15 protein-coding genes, 4 pseudogenes and 1 riboswitch are annotated in these 17,284 nt (G+C 46.0%); of the genes and pseudogenes, 10 read left to right on the top strand and 9 right to left on the bottom strand.

Annotated elements, in window-relative coordinates:
• Positions 1-30: 30 nt before the first annotated feature.
• Positions 31-831, bottom strand: coding sequence for a bifunctional hydroxymethylpyrimidine kinase/phosphomethylpyrimidine kinase (thiD, locus tag M2374_RS05195; RefSeq protein ID WP_115258056.1), 801 nt, complete (start codon positions 829-831; stop codon positions 31-33).
• Entirely contained in the window at positions 828-1,616 is a 789-nt protein-coding gene (gene thiM / locus M2374_RS05200; protein ID WP_181506787.1) for a hydroxyethylthiazole kinase, read from the bottom strand. Before thiM ends, thiD begins: the two co-directional genes overlap by 4 nt.
• Positions 1,617-1,648: 32 nt before the next feature.
• Positions 1,649-1,745: riboswitch (TPP riboswitch) on the bottom strand.
• 267 nt (positions 1,746-2,012) lie between these two features.
• Here thiM and M2374_RS05205 point away from each other — a divergent pair.
• The 9 genes and pseudogenes from M2374_RS05205 to M2374_RS05240 all read left to right on the top strand — a co-directional run bounded on the left by M2374_RS05205 (position 2,013) and on the right by M2374_RS05240 (position 7,670).
• Positions 2,013-2,508: pseudogene (locus M2374_RS05205) on the top strand (Hcp family type VI secretion system effector).
• Entirely contained in the window at positions 2,508-2,876 is a 369-nt protein-coding gene (locus tag M2374_RS05210; RefSeq protein WP_181688950.1) for a tlde1 domain-containing protein, read from the top strand. Before M2374_RS05205 ends, M2374_RS05210 begins: the two are co-directional and overlap by 1 nt.
• A gap of 2 nt (positions 2,877-2,878) precedes the next feature.
• A pseudogene (locus M2374_RS05215) lies at positions 2,879-3,324 on the top strand (Shiga toxin A subunit).
• A gap of 280 nt (positions 3,325-3,604) precedes the next feature.
• Positions 3,605-4,018 (top strand): annotated as a pseudogene (locus M2374_RS22325) (LA2681 family HEPN domain-containing protein).
• A gap of 68 nt (positions 4,019-4,086) precedes the next feature.
• A protein-coding gene (locus tag M2374_RS05220) for an IS3-like element ISSen4 family transposase (RefSeq protein ID WP_136754148.1) occupies positions 4,087-5,207 on the top strand; the annotation gives its coding sequence in 2 pieces (ribosomal slippage) (positions 4,087-4,345 and positions 4,345-5,207; 1,122 coding nt in all).
• A 128-nt stretch (positions 5,208-5,335) separates the two neighbouring features.
• Entirely contained in the window at positions 5,336-5,614 is a 279-nt protein-coding gene (locus M2374_RS05225; RefSeq protein WP_181688949.1) for a hypothetical protein, read from the top strand.
• A gap of 851 nt (positions 5,615-6,465) precedes the next feature.
• Complete coding sequence (locus M2374_RS05230) at positions 6,466-6,693, top strand: hypothetical protein (protein WP_117343479.1); 228 nt, start codon at positions 6,466-6,468, stop codon at positions 6,691-6,693.
• 8 nt (positions 6,694-6,701) lie between these two features.
• Positions 6,702-6,872, top strand: a pseudogene (locus M2374_RS22330) (hypothetical protein); the annotation flags it as partial.
• A gap of 465 nt (positions 6,873-7,337) precedes the next feature.
• Positions 7,338-7,670 (top strand): RcnB family protein, encoded by a 333-nt coding sequence (locus tag M2374_RS05240; protein WP_181688948.1) that lies wholly within the window; start codon positions 7,338-7,340, stop codon positions 7,668-7,670.
• A gap of 43 nt (positions 7,671-7,713) precedes the next feature.
• Here M2374_RS05240 and M2374_RS05245 read toward each other — a convergent pair whose 3' ends face one another.
• The 6 genes from M2374_RS05245 to apbC all read right to left on the bottom strand — a co-directional run bounded on the left by M2374_RS05245 (position 7,714) and on the right by apbC (position 14,522).
• Positions 7,714-8,736, bottom strand: coding sequence for a fimbrial protein (locus M2374_RS05245; RefSeq protein ID WP_181688947.1), 1,023 nt, complete (start codon positions 8,734-8,736; stop codon positions 7,714-7,716).
• 18 nt (positions 8,737-8,754) lie between these two features.
• Positions 8,755-11,235, bottom strand: coding sequence for a fimbrial biogenesis outer membrane usher protein (locus M2374_RS05250; RefSeq protein ID WP_181688946.1), 2,481 nt, complete (start codon positions 11,233-11,235; stop codon positions 8,755-8,757).
• 12 nt (positions 11,236-11,247) lie between these two features.
• The gene (locus tag M2374_RS05255) at positions 11,248-11,931 is read right to left on the bottom strand and encodes a fimbria/pilus periplasmic chaperone (protein ID WP_259154007.1); all 684 of its coding nucleotides are present in this window, start codon (positions 11,929-11,931) and stop codon (positions 11,248-11,250) included.
• A gap of 114 nt (positions 11,932-12,045) precedes the next feature.
• The gene (locus tag M2374_RS05260; protein ID WP_181688945.1) at positions 12,046-12,588 is read right to left on the bottom strand and encodes a fimbrial protein; all 543 of its coding nucleotides are present in this window, start codon (positions 12,586-12,588) and stop codon (positions 12,046-12,048) included.
• A gap of 278 nt (positions 12,589-12,866) precedes the next feature.
• Entirely contained in the window at positions 12,867-13,148 is a 282-nt protein-coding gene (locus M2374_RS05265) for a DUF2574 family protein (RefSeq protein WP_115259920.1), read from the bottom strand.
• Between the two features lie 264 nt (positions 13,149-13,412).
• Complete coding sequence (apbC, locus tag M2374_RS05270) at positions 13,413-14,522, bottom strand: iron-sulfur cluster carrier protein ApbC (RefSeq protein ID WP_181688944.1); 1,110 nt, start codon at positions 14,520-14,522, stop codon at positions 13,413-13,415.
• Between the two features lie 163 nt (positions 14,523-14,685).
• On the opposite strand from apbC, the gene metG reads away from it, so the two are divergent.
• On the top strand, positions 14,686-16,719 hold the full coding sequence (gene metG, locus M2374_RS05275) for a methionine--tRNA ligase (protein WP_115258048.1): 2,034 nt from the start codon (positions 14,686-14,688) through the stop codon (positions 16,717-16,719).
• A gap of 76 nt (positions 16,720-16,795) precedes the next feature.
• Here metG and M2374_RS05280 read toward each other — a convergent pair whose 3' ends face one another.
• Positions 16,796-17,266 carry a DUF1456 family protein gene (locus tag M2374_RS05280; RefSeq protein WP_115259919.1) on the bottom strand — a complete coding sequence of 157 codons (471 nt, stop codon included), beginning with the start codon at positions 17,264-17,266 and terminating at the stop codon, positions 16,796-16,798.
• Positions 17,267-17,284: the final 18 nt, after the last annotated feature.

The raw sequence follows: 17,284 nt of genomic DNA on the forward strand, positions 1-17,284 counted from the left end.
ATCTTCAGCCAGTATACGCATTTATCCCTGTTACCACCACGCGTGGAAATGGTGTACCGGACCTATCCCCTCGCCCACTTCCAGGGAATCTGCCTGGGCCAGTGCCGCCGAGAGCCATATTTTGGCCTCCTGCACCGTATCGGCCCAGTTTGCATGACGCGGGCGTAGCGCAGCCAGCGCTGCCGACAGCGTACAACCGGTGCCATGGGTGTTTTTGGTCTTCACTCTTGGCGCGGTAAAGCGTTGCTCGCCCTCGCGGGTAAACAGCCAGTCAGGGCTTTGCGCGTCATCCAGATGACCGCCCTTCATCAGCACCGCCTCGCAGCCCAATGCCCGCAGAGCACGCCCCTGCGCCAGCATTTCCTGCTCCGTTTGGGCATGGGTTGTTTCGAGCAATGCGGCGGCCTCCGGCAGATTCGGGGTAATGATCGACACCTGCGGCAGCAGGCGAGTACGCAGTGTTTCTACCGCAGAGGAGGACAGCAGCGGATCGCCGCTTTTCGCCAACATCACTGTATCAAGCACCACATTTCGTACCTGAAAGCGGCGTAAACGCTCAGCGACCGCTTCCACAATATCCGTTTCTGCCAGCATACCGATTTTGGTGGTATCTATGCGTACATCGCTGAACACGGAGTCCAGCTGCGCGGCAACAAAATCAGGTTCGATCCGATAAACCGACTGCACACCGCGCGTATTTTGCGCCACCAGAGCCGTGATGACCGAGCAGCCATAGGCCCCGAGCGCAGAGAATGTTTTTAAATCCGCCTGAATACCTGCACCACCGCTGGGATCGGTTCCGGCAATTGTTAATGCGTTAATCCGTTTCATGCCAGCTCCTGCGCGTTCAGGTTATATAAAGCATCAAGGAATGCAGGAATAAAGCTTCCTGGCCCTGTCGAGTGCTCAGTGGCGAATTCACCAGCCTGTTTCATCCAGCTACAGGCAGACGCGACGTTACTCAGCCGATCCCCCTGCAACGCACAGCTGGCAGCCACCACCGCCGACAGCGCACATCCGGTGCCAACGACACGCGTCATCAATGGATCGCCACCGCGAATACTCACGGTACGCTGGCCATCGGTAACGTAATCCACCTCCCCGGTTACCACTACGATGGAGGCGACCCGGCATGCCAGCGCCTGTGCCGCCGGCAGCGCAGCGGCTGCTGTGTCGGTGGTATCTACACCGCGCCCACCTCCGCGCATTCCCGCTAGCGCGAGTATTTCAGAGGCGTTACCGCGAATGGCAGCAGGCTGGAGCGAGAGCAAATCCAGGCAAAAACGACGGCGAAACTCCAGTGCCCCAACGGCAACGGGATCGAGCGTCCAGGGCGTATTCGCCCGCTGCGCCTGTTCGACCGCCGCACGCATAGCAATGGCGCGGCTCTCGGTCAGCGTACCGACATTAATCAGCACTGCATGGGCAACAGCCGCAAACTGGCTGGCTTCTTCGGGTTCAATCACCATCGCAGGTGACGCGCCCAATGCCAGAAGCGTATTGGCGGTAAAATTCTGCACGACCTCATTGGTCATACAATGTGTGAGTGGAGAAAGGATTCTAAATTGCTGTAAGGCGTGGGCCGCGAGTGCGCGGCTGTGCAGGTCAGGCTGCATGGTTCAGCTCCTGCCCGCGTGAAAGAAGGGACACGAGCAGTGTCAGACTTCCCTACGCTGGCATTATCCAGATCAGGTGGTACGGGTATTTCTCAGCCTTCATAAAGAAGGGCACCCCGAGTCATTTCATTTATAAAACAATCATTTACACATTGAAAATGTGTAGATATTTAGTGTAACCGGGGCTTAGCCCCAGGAGCAAGAATTTTCGATTTAACACAGCATTTATCACAGTGCTTATCTCACCGGTTTTTCGGGGGGATTACCCTAACACCCAATGTAGTTTTACTTAAATCACTTTTATTTCAATAGGTTTCTCGGAAAAATATTCTCCGTATACATCCATAAGTAGTACAATTAACGCTCAATACCAGCATAATTAAGAGGGATTTTGATATGGCAATACCTGTGTATCTATGGCTTACCGATGATGCAGGAAATCAAGTTAAAGGCAGTGTTGATGTGCAGGGTAGAGAAGATTCTATAGAGATTTTAGAGCTTATGCATAATGTAGAGTTACCAACTGACGACAAAACCGGAAAGATCACCAGTAAGCGCCAGCATGGTGATTACGCACTAATCAAAGAAGTCGATTGTTCATCTCCTTACCTCTATCAAGGTGTATCATCCGGCAGAAAATTTAAACAAGCTGTATTGAAGTTCTACCGCATAAACTATAACGGACAAGAAGAAGAATATTTCCGTGTAACAATGGATAATGTCAGAATTAATGAAATTGAACCTTTCATGTTTGACATAAAAAAAACCTACATTTGAAAAACACAACCATCTTGAAGCATTCTATTTGGCATATGAAAAAATCACCTGGCATTATCTTGATGGAAATATAATTCATTCTGATTCATGGAACGGAAATAAGGAGGCAGCGTAATGACTTGGGTTTATAAAGTAAGTGCCCACAACTTTTATCTGAATGGAACCTATCAATTTGATGCTAAATATTCTGGCAGACCTGGATATAAAAATGATTCTGCTAATGAGTGTGTAAAAGATAACGGCCCACTTCCTAGAGGCACTTACACTATCGGCCCCGCTTTCTACCATCGTAGAACTAGAGCATGGACGATGAGACTTACGCCATACATTGAAAATCAAATGTGTGGGCGTGATGGTTTTATGATTCATGGTGATAGTGCTGCCCATCCTGGAGAAGCTTCTGATGGTTGCATTATCCTTAACTTGCCATATCGTAAAATCATTGACGCTAGCAGCGATAAAGTTTTAGTAGTGGAAGATTAATTATGTTTAAAAAACTGTTAGTCTGTTCATTTGCTTTAATCCCAATATTTGCATATGCAAAAGATTATGGATGCGCCGCTGTTGGCTTATCAATGGAATCATCTTTATTTGATGCGCTATCAAAAGATCTAAAAATTGATACATCAACTGTTGATAAAAATAAAGCCAAAGTAGATATCATTGATATTTCTCCAATCTCTGAAACCTATGCGGAATCTTTAGCACGAATTGATTACAATAAAGATCCTAGTAAGGAGAAAACAGAACATACATATAATAAGATTTACTTCTCTAGCTATTATTATAATGGTGTAAAATCTATCACAGCTAAATATACTTATATGAATAAGGCGAAAAAAAAGATGTGTTTATTGCATCCAGCCTGATGAACAAGGATGAATGCTCTATTAGATTTAATGGATACATCACGTTATCAAGAGAGTTTTGATACTTATGGGGCAGTAATGCCCCTCTTAAAAAGAGTTATTTTGAATTACAACCATCTCATTAACCCCCTATCCTAATACAAAAAGCATTTTCAAGATAAAACACCTGCGACCTGATCAGCAATAAATAATTGATTAAATCCACTAATACGTATTTAATATAGAATAAAGAGATAAAAGGTAGTTTTCCATTCGATCATCATGAGCAGTTAAGGAGCTATTTTGTTAATGCCTGATGATACAAATCACATCTACAATTCGACTTACCCGCATATTGAGGACATGACATACGCCATCAACAGCTTAAAAGTTTCTCAATGTAAATCAGCCTTAAAAATAGCGCATTCACTCTTTGATAAAATCGCTTATTTGATTAGTAGATTTTTTCAATCTTAACGAATTAAAGGATGACTCTCGAATCAGTATAGACAGTCTATTTAGAGATTTGAATGATAAGGGTCAAGAAATGAATGAAAACCGCATAAGAAGCTGAAAGGCAACAACAATCATTTCATTCACGCTCTATTCTACATTTTGAAAGATATCCGTGATGTGCAAAATTCAACCTCTGTTTCGAAATGGTTAGATCCCGATGCTGTAGCATTTGCTGATATTAGAAATACAATAGAGCATCGTTCTTTAAAAATAGTTGATGATTTCAGAGATGAGCTTGCTACATCACACAATAGCTATTGACCTGCTCCCCGTTGATTAGTACACCCCGATGTTAGTAATGTCTTCATAAGCCACATGAGGACATCCCCATGAAGAAGCGTTTTTCCGACGAACAGATCATCAGTATTCTCCGCGAAGCCGAAGCTGGGGTACCCGCCCGTGAACTCTGCCGCAAGCATGCCATTTCCGATGCCACGTTTTACACCTGGCGTAAGAAGTATGGCGGTATGGAGGTGCCTGAAGTTAAGCGCCTGAAGTCGCTTGAGGAAGAGAACACCAGACTCAAGAAGCTGCTTGCCGAAGCCATGCTGGATAAAGAGGCGCTTCAGGTGGCTCTTGGGCGAAAGTACTGACGACAGACCAGAAGCGGGAAACCGTGATGTTGATGTGTGATGCGACCGGTCTGTCGCAACGTCGTGCCTGCAGGCTTACAGGTTTATCCCTGTCGACCTGCCGCTATGAGGCTCACCGTCCGGCTGCTGATGCGCATTTATCAGGGCGCATCATTGAGCTGGCACTGGAGCGCAGGCGTTTTGGCTACCGTCGTATTTGGCAGTTGCTGCGCCGTGAAGGGCTTCATGTTAATCATAAGCGCGTGTACCGGCTTTATCACCTCAGTGGCCTGGGCGTAAAACGCAGAAGACGTCGTAAAGGGCTGGCAACAGAACGTCTGCCGCTGCTCCGTCCGGCGGCGCCCAATCTGACCTGGTCGATGGATTTCGTCATGGACGCACTTTCCACCGGTCGCAGGATCAAGTGTCTTACCTGCGTCGATGATTTCACAAAGGAATGCCTGACGGTCACTGTTGCCTTTGGGATTTCAGGCGTTCAGGTCACGCGTATTCTGGACAGCATTGCACTGTTTCGAGGCTATCCGGCGACGATAAGAACTGACCAGGGGCCGGAGTTCACTTGCCGTGCACTGGATCAATGGGCCTTTGAGCATGGTGTTGAGTTGCGCTTAATCCAGCCGGGCAAGCCAACGCAGAACGGATTTATTGAGAGCTTTAACGGACGATTTCGCGATGAATGTTTGAATGAGCACTGGTTCAGCGATATCGTTCATGCCAGGAAAATTATTAATGACTGGCGGCAGGATTATAACGAATGCCGCCCGCACTCCACGCTGAATTATCAGACACCGTCTGAATTTGCAGCGGGCTGGAGAAAGGGTCATTCTGAGAATGAAGATTCCGACGTTACTAACTGAGTGTTGTATCTAATCGTGGGGGCAGGTCACTATCATGATGAAGAATTAAGGAAGCTACAAGAACAAATTAACACACTGCCAATTGAAATTTGAGAGATTGGGCTAAAACTTAAACAAGCGAAAAAAGAATGAATCCTGAATTATTAGCACAACTTCAAGACAAAATCGATAAATTAAACTCACAGTTTGAAAATGTGAAATCAAAGATTCATGAAAAAGAAAAACTATCGTCTCACTCTCTTTTAATTCCAATATGCCAATTTGAATTAAGGCTTATGCAACTCATTGGCCTATCACGAAATTCAATTATGTATTTATCTCTTGCAATACACTTTGAAGAGCGCAAACGTCCAAAAGACGGTATCTATATGCCGAGAGAAGTTCCTTTAAAGCAGAAGTTTGAATAGGCTTCCTATCACATGGAAATGTAAATGATTGTTTCTTACATCATTAATCAGACCTACGCTGGCATTATCCAGAACAGGTGCAAGGAGTTTCAATCAATTTCACAATTCATGCGCTCAATTTTCCCGATGAATAAGAGACACGTTATAAAGCGACAATAGAGGAAATCGATATTCTCTCATACGATCTTTTTTATTTTGTATCGGCTTTTGAGATTTGTAATCGATAACGTAATTTATTAATAAAATGAAGGATAAAAAATTTAATTCGCGTTTTTTATGATTGTGTTTTAAATAACTCAGCTAATAAGTTTTTTCAAATAATTAAAGAACGGGTTAAAAAGTATTTGTTAGCTCATTTTGAAGCGTCCTTTTATAACGATACTCATTCTTCTGATCGGACAGTTAAATCGTTATTTTGCTATTTAATGAGGCAGGCGCCTTCTTTTAAAGGTAACTTATCTACATGTAAACATTAAATAAAAAAATACACACCCTAAAGCCATAGCCCCGGATGCTTTTTTGTGATCTCTGTTGTCATCTAAACCCTTGACCTATCAGATAGTTATTTCACTTCACTAAAAAAGATTATGATTTAAAGATTAATCTGTATTGATTTATACCGATAACCGCGGTTAGGCTTTATATCAATCAAACACATTGATGTTTCATATGGATAAAAAGGTTTTTGTCTATACCTCTTAAGGTTAGCAATAACATGACAAAAGGAGTGATTGTTTCCGCAATCGTCTCTTTATGCCTTGTAGTTCCAGGTGTATTTATCAGGTGATGTATAACATCGCCATTTTAAAAATGGCGGGTTATTGTAATAATAATTAATTATAGGCTTGGAAATGAAGTATAATAAATTAATGATGATAGCTATCGTAGCAGGCGCTTTTTCACTTTCCGGTTGTAATCTGGAAAAACAATATCTTGATGATTGTGAAGCTAACGGCATTGATCGTACCGCGTGCTTTGAGCAATATCATGCTGATAATCGCGCCAACGCCGATCGTTATCAGACTTACACGGAAAATAGCCGTAAACTGGATGCGAAAAAACATTCTCATCATAACTAAGGTTTATCATGAAAACTAAATTAGCCCTGATTGCTCTTGTATGCTCTTTCGCCATTATGCCTGCCCATGCAATTAATGCACACTATCGCGCTCAATTAGAGCGTTCTGGTTGCACACAAGTTAGTGATGGTGATGGGACTTGTGATATTCACAAAACCAAAGCGCAAAATGCGAAGGCTAAATCAGGCTCTAACGCATTTACTGCTGATGCCGATCACGTACTAAATCAACCAATTTCTACCAGTGCTGAATATCTCCTTGCTAAAGGATGGAAACCTAATAACGGTTTATGGAAGAAACAAGGTTATGTACTCTCTCTTAAAGTTGAAGCCGATACAGTCGTAAAAGCCCAACTTTCCAAGGGGTAAACAATCATAAGGCGACTTCGGTCGCCTTTATTGATTGAAGATAGTAAAGATGCTGACATCTTGCGATGTCATCCTGTGACTGCATCACAATAAACTGATGTAAATTGCAGAGCAGCAGCGGTATTGCTAAATTGCGGTTCAACGTTGCCGCCTGCTCGTACTTCATTTACACTTTTTACGAAATAACTGGAGTTCTCACAAAATAGTGCTTGTCAGATATCCTGTAAGCCCGGAATGATACACGACCGTTGTTGACGACCCGAATGAGTAGAGAGGATGGGTATGAAGAATAAAATGTTGCTGGGTGCACTGTTGCTCGTAACCAGCACCGTCTGGGCAGCGTCTGCCGCCATCGCAGCCCCTAAAGGCATCGATAAATATGAGCTGAGCGGCTTTATTGCTGACTTTACCCATTTCAAACCCGGTGACAAGGTTCCACCCCTGTATCTCACCGAAGAATACACCATTAAGCAGTGGAATCTGCGTAACCTGCCCGCACCGACGGCAGGCACCCACTGGACCTACATGGGTGGCGCGTATGTGCTGGTCAATGATGCCGATGGCAAGATCATCAAAGCCTACGACGGCGAGATTTTTTATCATCGATAAAAAAAACGCACTCGCTCTTATGGGGAGTGCGTAATTAAAGATGCTAATTATATGAAACAACAATTAGTGCATTTGATTGCAACTCACCTGGTTTTACTTTATTGACATCAAATACATAATACCTAACTATCAAAGGAATGGTTTCAATGTTATTTATTACATTTCCCTTAGGGAATTTCTTCAGTACACTACCAGACCCATTTCCCTGATTAACGTGTATCAAGCTATTCGTAATTCCATCTCTTAAAACAAAACCAACCCCATTATCACTATTGGATTTTAAGACTGACTTATTCCCATCCCAAACCAAATCACTGTGTAGTGACACCAGTACATCCCGACTAGCCAGTGATGATACCCCTATACCATCCTTACATTCCAGAGTGATATCTCCGCGCTGAGATGGAGTATTAACTTCACCCGCCCCTTTCAGTTCATTCATTGCAATAGAATCAAGTGTTATTGATAATTTCCCCGGGATACAGGTTGTCATTTTTTTATTGTAAGATATCGTTAAATGAGTACTATACAAGCCTTTTCCATTTAACTTACTTAAGATAGTGTTAATGCACGTCCCCCAGTTTTTCGGATTAGTAGCACATATCAACCATTGCAAGAATGCGTCACCTGAATTCCAGATTGTTGCCCCAGTCATCACTGCAACATTATTTAGTGTTATGCTATATCCGCCATTTGCACTTACATCTACAAAACCAGGAGAACTTAACTCTTGAATGGAAACAGTATAGTCCCCAGAGAAGGCACCATTCTTTTTCGATAAAGAAATGCTATTGCTAGCATTCCATTTAACGCTTACCTTTAGTCTAACACTATCACCTTCACCCATCCCAATTATATAATCAGCGGTATCTAATTTACTTATATTATCTGACTCTTCACATGTTGAGTCAATAAATGGATTATTGAAAACTTGTGTTTGCACGCCACCGTCTATAATTATCAAATCTTTGACTTCAAAAATATCCTGACGTTCAATCGTCCCTTTACATGCTGAATAGCTTAATGAAGGAAATACACAGAAAACCAATAATATAATTATTTTCATATTGATATCTCAGACTAATCACCGACAAATATAAACTTTACTTTCATCAATCGTTTTTCCGAAAGTGATTGAGCATGAAAGTCCCTGTTGTTTATCAAACGCCACGTTTATCTCCGGTGGCACGTCGTTGGTACGAATAAAGAGCTGGCTTCCCTGGCCGACCACACCAATATTGTGTCCATGATTGTCTTCTACTTCATAACCAAACGTCAGCGGTGAGCCATCAGGACGTAGCGCCCGGATGTACCACGGTTTACGTTGGTCGGTCTCAAACGTCGTCAGTACCACCGCCCCACGATACGGCGCGGTGCTGCGGCGGTTGCCTTGTAGGTCGGTTTCACTGTTGGTATTGGAGACATCCAGCATCAGGTGGTTTTCACGATATGGCGTCAAGCCATCGTAAACGACCACGCCATTACGGTTGGTGGTACGGTATTTCTGCCCATTTACATACGCCCCTTCCAGACCCGGTGCATGCATCACGGCAAAGGTTTCTGACAGCCGGTTGGCCAAGTTCACCCCACCGGACCAGGCCACAAGGCCGCCGGAAATACTGCCGCCTGCTTGCGTATATTTAGACGACTGGCTGTAGTTGCCGTTCAACGTCGCGATCGGCGCATTCCAGGTCAGATTGCCCCCCGCCGTCGTTTCGCTGTCCTGGCGTTGATGACTCAGGTTCACGCCGTAATTAAACTGATCGCGACTGCCTGCGGTTCCGGAAAGCCCGGTATTGTTGGAGGCAAAACCGTCATCATCAAAGGTAGTCGAGTTAGACACATACAGATGTCGGCGTGGAGCGCTAATATCATCCCCCCAGTCAAACGGAATAGAAACAAAGATGTTAAACCGCTTATCTTCGTGATGGTCCTCGTTGTAAGTCTGACTGGCTGAAAAAGTGTAGCTAATCCGCTGCCAGCTATTGGAATAGCTCAGTTGATAATCTTTGCTGTTGCCGCTGCGCCCCCAGTAATCCCGCCACAGCGTACTGAGAGAAAACGAGCCCCAACCCTGCGGCAAAGACTGGCTGACGTTAGCTGAAAAGCTGTTTTTTCGGCCAAAATCGTTCTGATAATAATCCGCAATGTCATACACATCATTTTCATCGCGATGATAATTATTCTTGTTATTGGCCCAGACGTGATCGTTAAATGTACGATAATCTTTGGAAGAATAGCGATACGCAGCCAGGCCAAAACGGGTGGCGGTTTGCGTCAAATATTTGTTATAAGCAATCTGGTAGCTCTGCCCGTCAAACACGTCACCGCTGTCCTGCTTACTGTGGGACTTTGTGGCATCGACAGAAATGGCGCCGATACGCGTGTTCCAGCCGGTGCCCAGGGTGAACGCGTTGTAGTTATCCGCCAGCATGGTACCGCCGTACAGCGTTAACAGATTATTCAGCCCATATTGGTAGCTCATCTGCGCAAAATCGGTCTGGTTCGTGGCGCCTTCGATATGGCTACGCCCGGCGGCAAAATCATATTTTGACACCCCGGGCTGCAGCATATTGGGCACCGCCGCATACGGCACCAGATAAGTTGTTACCGATCCGTCAGCCTCTTTGATACTGACGTCAAGATCCGCACCACCGCCTGCAAGCTGCAAATCAGCAATAGAGAACGGGCCAGGTGGAACCTCTTTCTGGTAAACGACAAAGCCGTTCTGTTCGATGGTGACCAGCGCGTTGCTTTGCGCAATCCCCTGAACCAGCGGCGTAAAATTCTGCTTTGAGTTTGGCAGCATCTGCATATCGCGATACAACCGTACGCCACTAAAGCGCACCGCATCAAAAATATCCGATGAGGTATACATATCCCCGGCACGCAGAGTGCCCAAAATTTGCGGGATGCCGCGTTCCAGATACAGAGTATTACTTTTCCACTCCCCGCTGCTGTCATCAGTTTTGTTATAGCTGGCATCAGAATGCAACTGCCACCCCAGCAGATTTAACCCACTGGTAAAACGCGCATAGGTACTTTTGCTGTTACCAGAATCCTTATAATCGCTGTAATACTGGCTGGCGTAGTACGAGGTATAAAAGGCATTGATGCCACGATCCCAGTTTTCTGGAGGAACATAGCCATTCTCCAGTTCATCCACATAGGCCTGCGGGACGCTGAGATCCAGGCGAAACGTGCCGATATCCCAGGAATAACTGCCTCCTTGCACCGCCTGCTTCAAGGTTGGGCATTCATTCTGCTTGTCCAACGCTTGTATATTTATCCCCAGACGCGTTAATGCGTCGCGAGATAAACAGGTGTCATCAGGATCATCCTTAACGGTTATTTCATACTTACCACGCCACTGCTTATTGACGTAGATATCAATATCATATTGGCCTGGTAGTGGTTGGTGATCATCGAGGCGGAAATCGGAAACCTTCTCGCCCTTCATACCACCCATCATAAAGTTAGTGTCAAACGTTTCTTCTGCGGCGTGGCCGTCGATACCGAGCAGCAACAGTAATACCGCCGAAGCAATCGGAGTCATCCTTAACATAATCAACTCCTGTTATTTTAGGCTGACGTTATCGCTGATGTAATTACCGTGGTCGTCAATAATGGTCATTTCATACTGATTAGCATTCGCACTTTTTAATGTCACATCTGCACTGGAAAGTGGTGCAAGCATAATGCTTTCGTTATTTATTTTTACATCATTAGCTTTTACTTCCGTCACCGTGACCCAGTTAGCGGCATCATTCTTAATGGAATAAATACTGCCGCTACGTTTCATAGACAGTTTTTGAAACGTAAGCTTATTAACTGGTGAGATACCTTTAGGTCGATAAAATAGTTTAATCCTATTCTGCATCGCGAACTTGAGTACATTCTTTCCTACACTGTCAGGATTGTTCGGAGGAATATCCAGTACATTGAGGTAAAAAAGACTCTCTTTATTATTGGGCAACATATTGGGCATTTTTTTAATTTTCAACTGCTGGCCTGATTTGGCCGCTACTTTAGCAACCGGAGGAGTCAGCAGAAAAGGGACCTGGATCTTTTCTGGCGATAAAGACATATCACCATCATCAATCCACGACTGTACCAGTGAAGAACGTTCTCCCTGGTTCATCAGCTGTACCAGTACTTCATTTTTTTCTGCCGGATAGATAATGCGAGTACCGTAGATCACAATGCCCGCATGCGCGGGCAGGACTATCGATGCAATGAGTATGACTGCGAGCCCTTTCATTTTGATGCCTCTTATACTTAAGTTTATTCTCTACAGTCGGTGACCTGCGTAAGGGGAATCTTCATCCTTAGCAAAGAGATGAAAAACGTCGACGGCAATGCCGCCGACCTGAAATTAATCCTCAGAAACACGCAAAACTAAATTTGAAATGACATCGCCTGCAGCCACATCATTGCTGGTTAATTTCAGATATTTCGCACTAAAAGGAATTGAATAATCTCCTGCATCATTTTTATAGTTTGAAATATCTAATGGTTTGGATACATCAAGTTCTGTAGCTTCTGACCCTAAATATAAATAATAACCTACAGTGTCATTACCGCTTTTAATTGCTTTGTCATTACCAGGGATTTTACCTCCACTGATTAATGAGAGTTTAATTTTTGATGAATCTCCAGAGCACTTAATTTTAAGTACGTTACTGGTTACACCTACTGCATCATTATACGTGGTATATATGTCTTTTTGTGAAAAAACACTGGTTGGTACAGTAGGCATATTAATACTTACAGAATCCCCACCAACGTCAAATGTGCATGGTGCATTTGTTACTTTCCCAGTAATGGTCAGCTGTCCAGTTTCCACCTCAGCAGCAAAAGCCCCAGCGCTCATAAATACAACAGACAGCACAGCAGCAGAAATAATTGAACGTTTCATAGTATCTTCCTTAATGAATTAATTTCTATTTGTTAAGAGGTTCAACTCTTGAAATTAAATTCGCACACAAGAAACGTTACCGCAATGTAAACACCTTGTTTTATTGATTTAAAACAAGTTATAAACAGCAATATAATTACAACAAATAAGTAAGAGCGAATACTATTTTTGCATTTAATAAATTAGCGTAATTAATCATTCGACATTATTCGTGAAGGCAATAAAAAAGCACCAATCATTCATAATCATGATTAGTGCTTAATAGTAATTTCCGTATATTAATCGTAACGGCTTAACACTATTTGCCGAGTGGCATCCCTTCCCAGGGGCACAAGCTCGGTCACCACGCCTCTTACAGGATGAGACGCAACCTCGTGGAGGTCAGGAGTTAAGGTTACGATACCACAGCGTTGCTGCACTTTATTGTTAACAACATCAGCGCTACACGTCGGTTCAGTCACCCTGCCACTGATGGTTAATGTGGCGCTATCTGAAGCGAAGGCAGACGAACTCATTCCATAAGCCAGAGTAATAAGTCCCAACAATAAACCAATTTTCATTGCATTCATTATTCCTGTATGGGTGGAAAACAGCGCATTCGCCGTCGGTCCGGTTAATTATGGGTTAACTTCCTTGCTAAAACCAATTGAGATTGTAGATTAATTGGTTTTATTTGATCAATTATAATGATGCATTGAGGTGATTTATTCGGAAAAAGACATGAATTATACAGGCAGGATAAACAATATTACGAAGCTTTTTCACTCTAAGTATTCACCGCATCAATAATACATTGATGCGGTGAATATCTGTAACGCTATAAATTACACCGCGCGGAAGGCAATCTCACCGGGGATAACTTCGCCCTGCCAATACAGCTGTGCGGCGATACGTCCTGCCAGGTCACGGTAAATGGCGGTAAATTCGCTGTCTGGACGACTGATAACCGTCGGCGTACCGCGATCGAGGTCTTCACGCAGAGAAATATGCAGCGGCATTTGTCCCAGCAGTTGAGTACGATATTGCTCCGCCAGCTTCTGCGCGCCACCGGTGCCGAAGATCGGCTCATGATGACCACAGTTTCTGCAGATATGCATACTCATATTCTCAACAATGCCCAGAACCGGCACTTCTACCTTTTCGAACATCACAATGCCTTTTTTGGCATCGATAAGCGCAATGTCCTGCGGTGTGGTTACTACAACCGCCCCCGTTACCGGGATGTTCTGCGCCAGCGTCAGCTGAATGTCACCGGTGCCCGGCGGCATATCCAGGACCAGATAATCGAGATCTGGCCATAACGTTTCTTGCAGCATCTGCAGCAGCGCTTTACTGGCCATCGGGCCGCGCCACACCATGGCGTTATCGTCGGTGACAAGATAACCAATGGAGTTGGTTGCCAGGCCATGAGACATAATCGGCGCCATATGGGTGCCGTCCGGTGAGGTCGGGCGCTGATTTTCTGCACCGAGCATCGTCGGGATAGACGGGCCATAAATATCGGCATCGAGAATACCGACCTTCGCCCCTTCCGCAGCAAGCGCCAGCGCCAGGTTAACGGCGGTTGAGGATTTCCCTACCCCACCTTTACCGGAACTGACGGCAATGATGTTTTTCACACCGTTGATGCCCGGCTGGTTTTTCACGCGTTTCAGCGTCGCAATGTTGTGCGACAGCTTCCAGTCAATGGCTTTCGCGCCGGTGATACGCAGTAGATCGGCACTGCATTGCTCTTTTAATACTTCAAACGCGCTGTGCCAGACGAACGGCATCACCAGCTCAACGTGCAGCGTGTCATCCATCCAGGCGACATGGTGCAACGCTTTTAGCGTCGTCAGATTATGCTTCAGGGTTGAATGTTGAAAATTCGCCAGCGTCCCGGCGACCATAGCGCGCAGGGTTTCTGGTGATTTGGCCTGGGATTGTGCGTTCATCCCGACTCCTTTTTGTTGTTCTGAAAGACGATTGTCACCAGCTAGTTTACTCCAACCGCGACAATTATTCATTTACGGATAAATGCCCTTATCACTTGGCGCAGTAATTACCATTTTGGTACTATCAAAGCCCTTTTCACTACAAAAGAAGTAATTGCCCACTATGACTCAAGTCGCGAAGAAAATTCTGGTAACGTGCGCGCTGCCGTACGCCAACGGCTCCATCCACCTCGGCCATATGCTGGAGCACATCCAGGCTGATGTCTGGGTCCGTTACCAGCGAATGCGCGGCCACCAGGTAAACTTCATCTGCGCGGACGACGCACACGGTACGCCAATCATGCTGAAGGCTCAGCAGCTTGGCATTACACCAGAGCAGATGATCGGTGAAATGAGTCAGGAGCATCAGACTGATTTTGCAGGGTTTGATATCAGCTACGACAACTACCACTCCACGCACAGCGATGAGAACCGGGAGCTGTCCGAGCTTATTTATACGCGCCTGAAAGAAAACGGTTTTATTAAAAACCGCACGATCTCCCAGCTGTACGACCCGGAAAAAGGCATGTTCCTGCCGGACCGTTTCGTTAAAGGCACTTGCCCGAAATGTAAGGCTGCGGATCAGTACGGCGATAACTGCGAAGTGTGCGGCGCGACCTACAGCCCAACCGAACTTATCGAGCCGAAGTCCGTGGTGTCTGGCGCGACGCCGGTCATGCGTGACTCCGAACACTTCTTCTTTGACCTGCCGTCATTCAGCGAAATGCTGCAGGCATGGACGCGCAGCGGCGCGTTGCAGGAACAAGTTGCGAACAAAATGCAGGAGTGGTTTGAATCCGGCCTGCAGCAGTGGGACATTTCCCGCGACTCACCGTACTTCGGTTTTGAAATCCCGAATGCGCCAGGCAAATACTTCTATGTCTGGCTGGATGCGCCGATTGGCTATATGGGCTCGTTCAAAAACCTGTGTGACAAGCGCGGCGATACCACAAGCTTTGATGAATACTGGAAAAAAGATTCTGACGCCGAGCTGTATCACTTCATCGGTAAAGATATCGTTTATTTCCACAGCCTGTTCTGGCCTGCCATGTTGGAAGGCAGTAACTTCCGTAAACCGACTAACCTGTTCGTCCACGGTTATGTGACGGTGAACGGCGCGAAGATGTCAAAATCTCGCGGAACCTTCATTAAAGCCAGCACCTGGCTGAAGCACTTTGATGCCGACAGCCTACGCTATTACTACACGGCGAAGCTTTCTTCACGTATCGATGACATCGACCTGAACCTCGAAGATTTTGTTCAGCGCGTTAACGCCGACATCGTCAACAAAGTGGTCAACCTGGCGTCCCGTAACGCGGGCTTTATCAGTAAGCGTTTTGACGGCGTACTGGCAGCTGAACTGGCCGATCCGGCACTGTACAAGACCTTTACCGACGCCGCTACAGTGATTGGCGAAGCGTGGGAAAGCCGCGAGTTCGGTAAAGCCATTCGTGAAATTATGGCGCTGGCCGACGTGGCTAACCGCTACGTTGACGAACAGGCTCCGTGGGTTGTCGCCAAACAAGAAGGCCGTGACGCCGATCTGCAGGCGATTTGCTCCATGGGTATTAACCTGTTCCGCGTCCTGATGACCTACCTGAAACCGGTTCTGCCAACGTTGAGCGAGCGTGTCGAAGCATTCCTGAACAGCGAACTGACCTGGGATGCCATCCAGCAGCCGCTGCTCGGCCACAAGGTCAACACCTTCAAAGCGCTGTACAACCGCATCGACATGAAACAGGTTGAAGCCCTGGTTGAAGCATCAAAAGAAGAAGTGAAAGCGGCTGCCGCACCGGTTACCGGCCCGCTGGCGGACGACCCGATTCAGGAAACCATCACCTTTGACGATTTTGCCAAAGTTGACCTACGCGTGGCATTGATCGAAAACGCCGAGTTCGTTGACGGTTCGGACAAGCTGCTACGCCTGACCCTGGATCTGGGCGGTGAAAAGCGTAATGTCTTCTCCGGCATCCGTTCAGCCTACCCTGACCCGCAGGTGCTGATTGGCCGCCAGACCATTATGGTGGCTAACCTGGCACCGCGTAAAATGCGCTTCGGCATTTCTGAAGGTATGGTGATGGCCGCCGGCCCTGGCGGGAAAGATATCTTCCTGTTAAGCCCTGATGAAGGCGCCAAACCTGGCCAACAGGTGAAATAAACAAAAAAAGCCGGATTATTATCCGGCTTTTTTTTGCCCGTTCGCGCTACGCATGCACGGACCTGCGGGTATTAAATCACGCTTTCGTGTGATGTACCCGGTGAGTCAAACCACGCAGGAAATAACGTAAAAACTGGTCTCCACACTCGCGGTAGTTTTTATGTTCCGGCGCACGCATCATGGCGGTGATTTCCGGCATCGATACGCGGAATTTCTGCTCGGTCATAATGGCCAGAATATCATCGGTTTTCAGTGAAAAGGCAATACGCAGCTTTTTCAGCACCGTATTGTTGTTCACCCGACGCTCAAGCGCCAGTTCCGGCGCCGAATCATCTTTACCGCGCAGATGGTAGATCAGGCCGTTTAAAAAACCGGAGAGAATGATGTCCGGGCAACGAATAAACCCGTCTTCATCTTCTTTCGTCATCCAGGTGTCGAAACCTGCGGCGGTGGATTCCATGTCAGCAAGCGCAAGGATCCGCACCATGTCGTTATTGTTCGCTTTCAGGGTGTAGCGCAGGCTACGAAGAATGTCGTTACTTAGCATAGAGCCTTCAACTGTCGG

The sequence above is a fragment of the Citrobacter sp. JUb117 genome, from assembly GCF_024809055.1.
GTDB lineage: Bacteria > Pseudomonadota > Gammaproteobacteria > Enterobacterales > Enterobacteriaceae > Citrobacter > Citrobacter gillenii.

Coding starts and splice junctions, on each gene's coding strand:
- M2374_RS05230 (WP_117343479.1), top strand. CDS start 6,466: ATGAAGTATAATAAATTAATGATGATAGCTATCGTAGCAGGCGCTTTT.
- metG (WP_115258048.1), top strand. CDS start 14,686: ATGACTCAAGTCGCGAAGAAAATTCTGGTAACGTGCGCGCTGCCGTAC.
- apbC (WP_181688944.1), bottom strand. CDS start 14,522: ATGAACGCACAATCCCAGGCCAAATCACCAGAAACCCTGCGCGCTATG.
- M2374_RS05225 (WP_181688949.1), top strand. CDS start 5,336: ATGAATCCTGAATTATTAGCACAACTTCAAGACAAAATCGATAAATTA.
- M2374_RS05255 (WP_259154007.1), bottom strand. CDS start 11,931: ATGAAAGGGCTCGCAGTCATACTCATTGCATCGATAGTCCTGCCCGCG.
- M2374_RS05280 (WP_115259919.1), bottom strand. CDS start 17,266: ATGCTAAGTAACGACATTCTTCGTAGCCTGCGCTACACCCTGAAAGCG.
- M2374_RS05265 (WP_115259920.1), bottom strand. CDS start 13,148: ATGAAAATTGGTTTATTGTTGGGACTTATTACTCTGGCTTATGGAATG.
- M2374_RS05245 (WP_181688947.1), bottom strand. CDS start 8,736: ATGAAAATAATTATATTATTGGTTTTCTGTGTATTTCCTTCATTAAGC.
- thiD (WP_115258056.1), bottom strand. CDS start 831: ATGAAACGGATTAACGCATTAACAATTGCCGGAACCGATCCCAGCGGT.
- M2374_RS05210 (WP_181688950.1), top strand. CDS start 2,508: ATGACTTGGGTTTATAAAGTAAGTGCCCACAACTTTTATCTGAATGGA.
- M2374_RS05240 (WP_181688948.1), top strand. CDS start 7,338: ATGGGTATGAAGAATAAAATGTTGCTGGGTGCACTGTTGCTCGTAACC.
- thiM (WP_181506787.1), bottom strand. CDS start 1,616: ATGCAGCCTGACCTGCACAGCCGCGCACTCGCGGCCCACGCCTTACAG.
- M2374_RS05250 (WP_181688946.1), bottom strand. CDS start 11,235: ATGTTAAGGATGACTCCGATTGCTTCGGCGGTATTACTGTTGCTGCTC.
- M2374_RS05260 (WP_181688945.1), bottom strand. CDS start 12,588: ATGAAACGTTCAATTATTTCTGCTGCTGTGCTGTCTGTTGTATTTATG.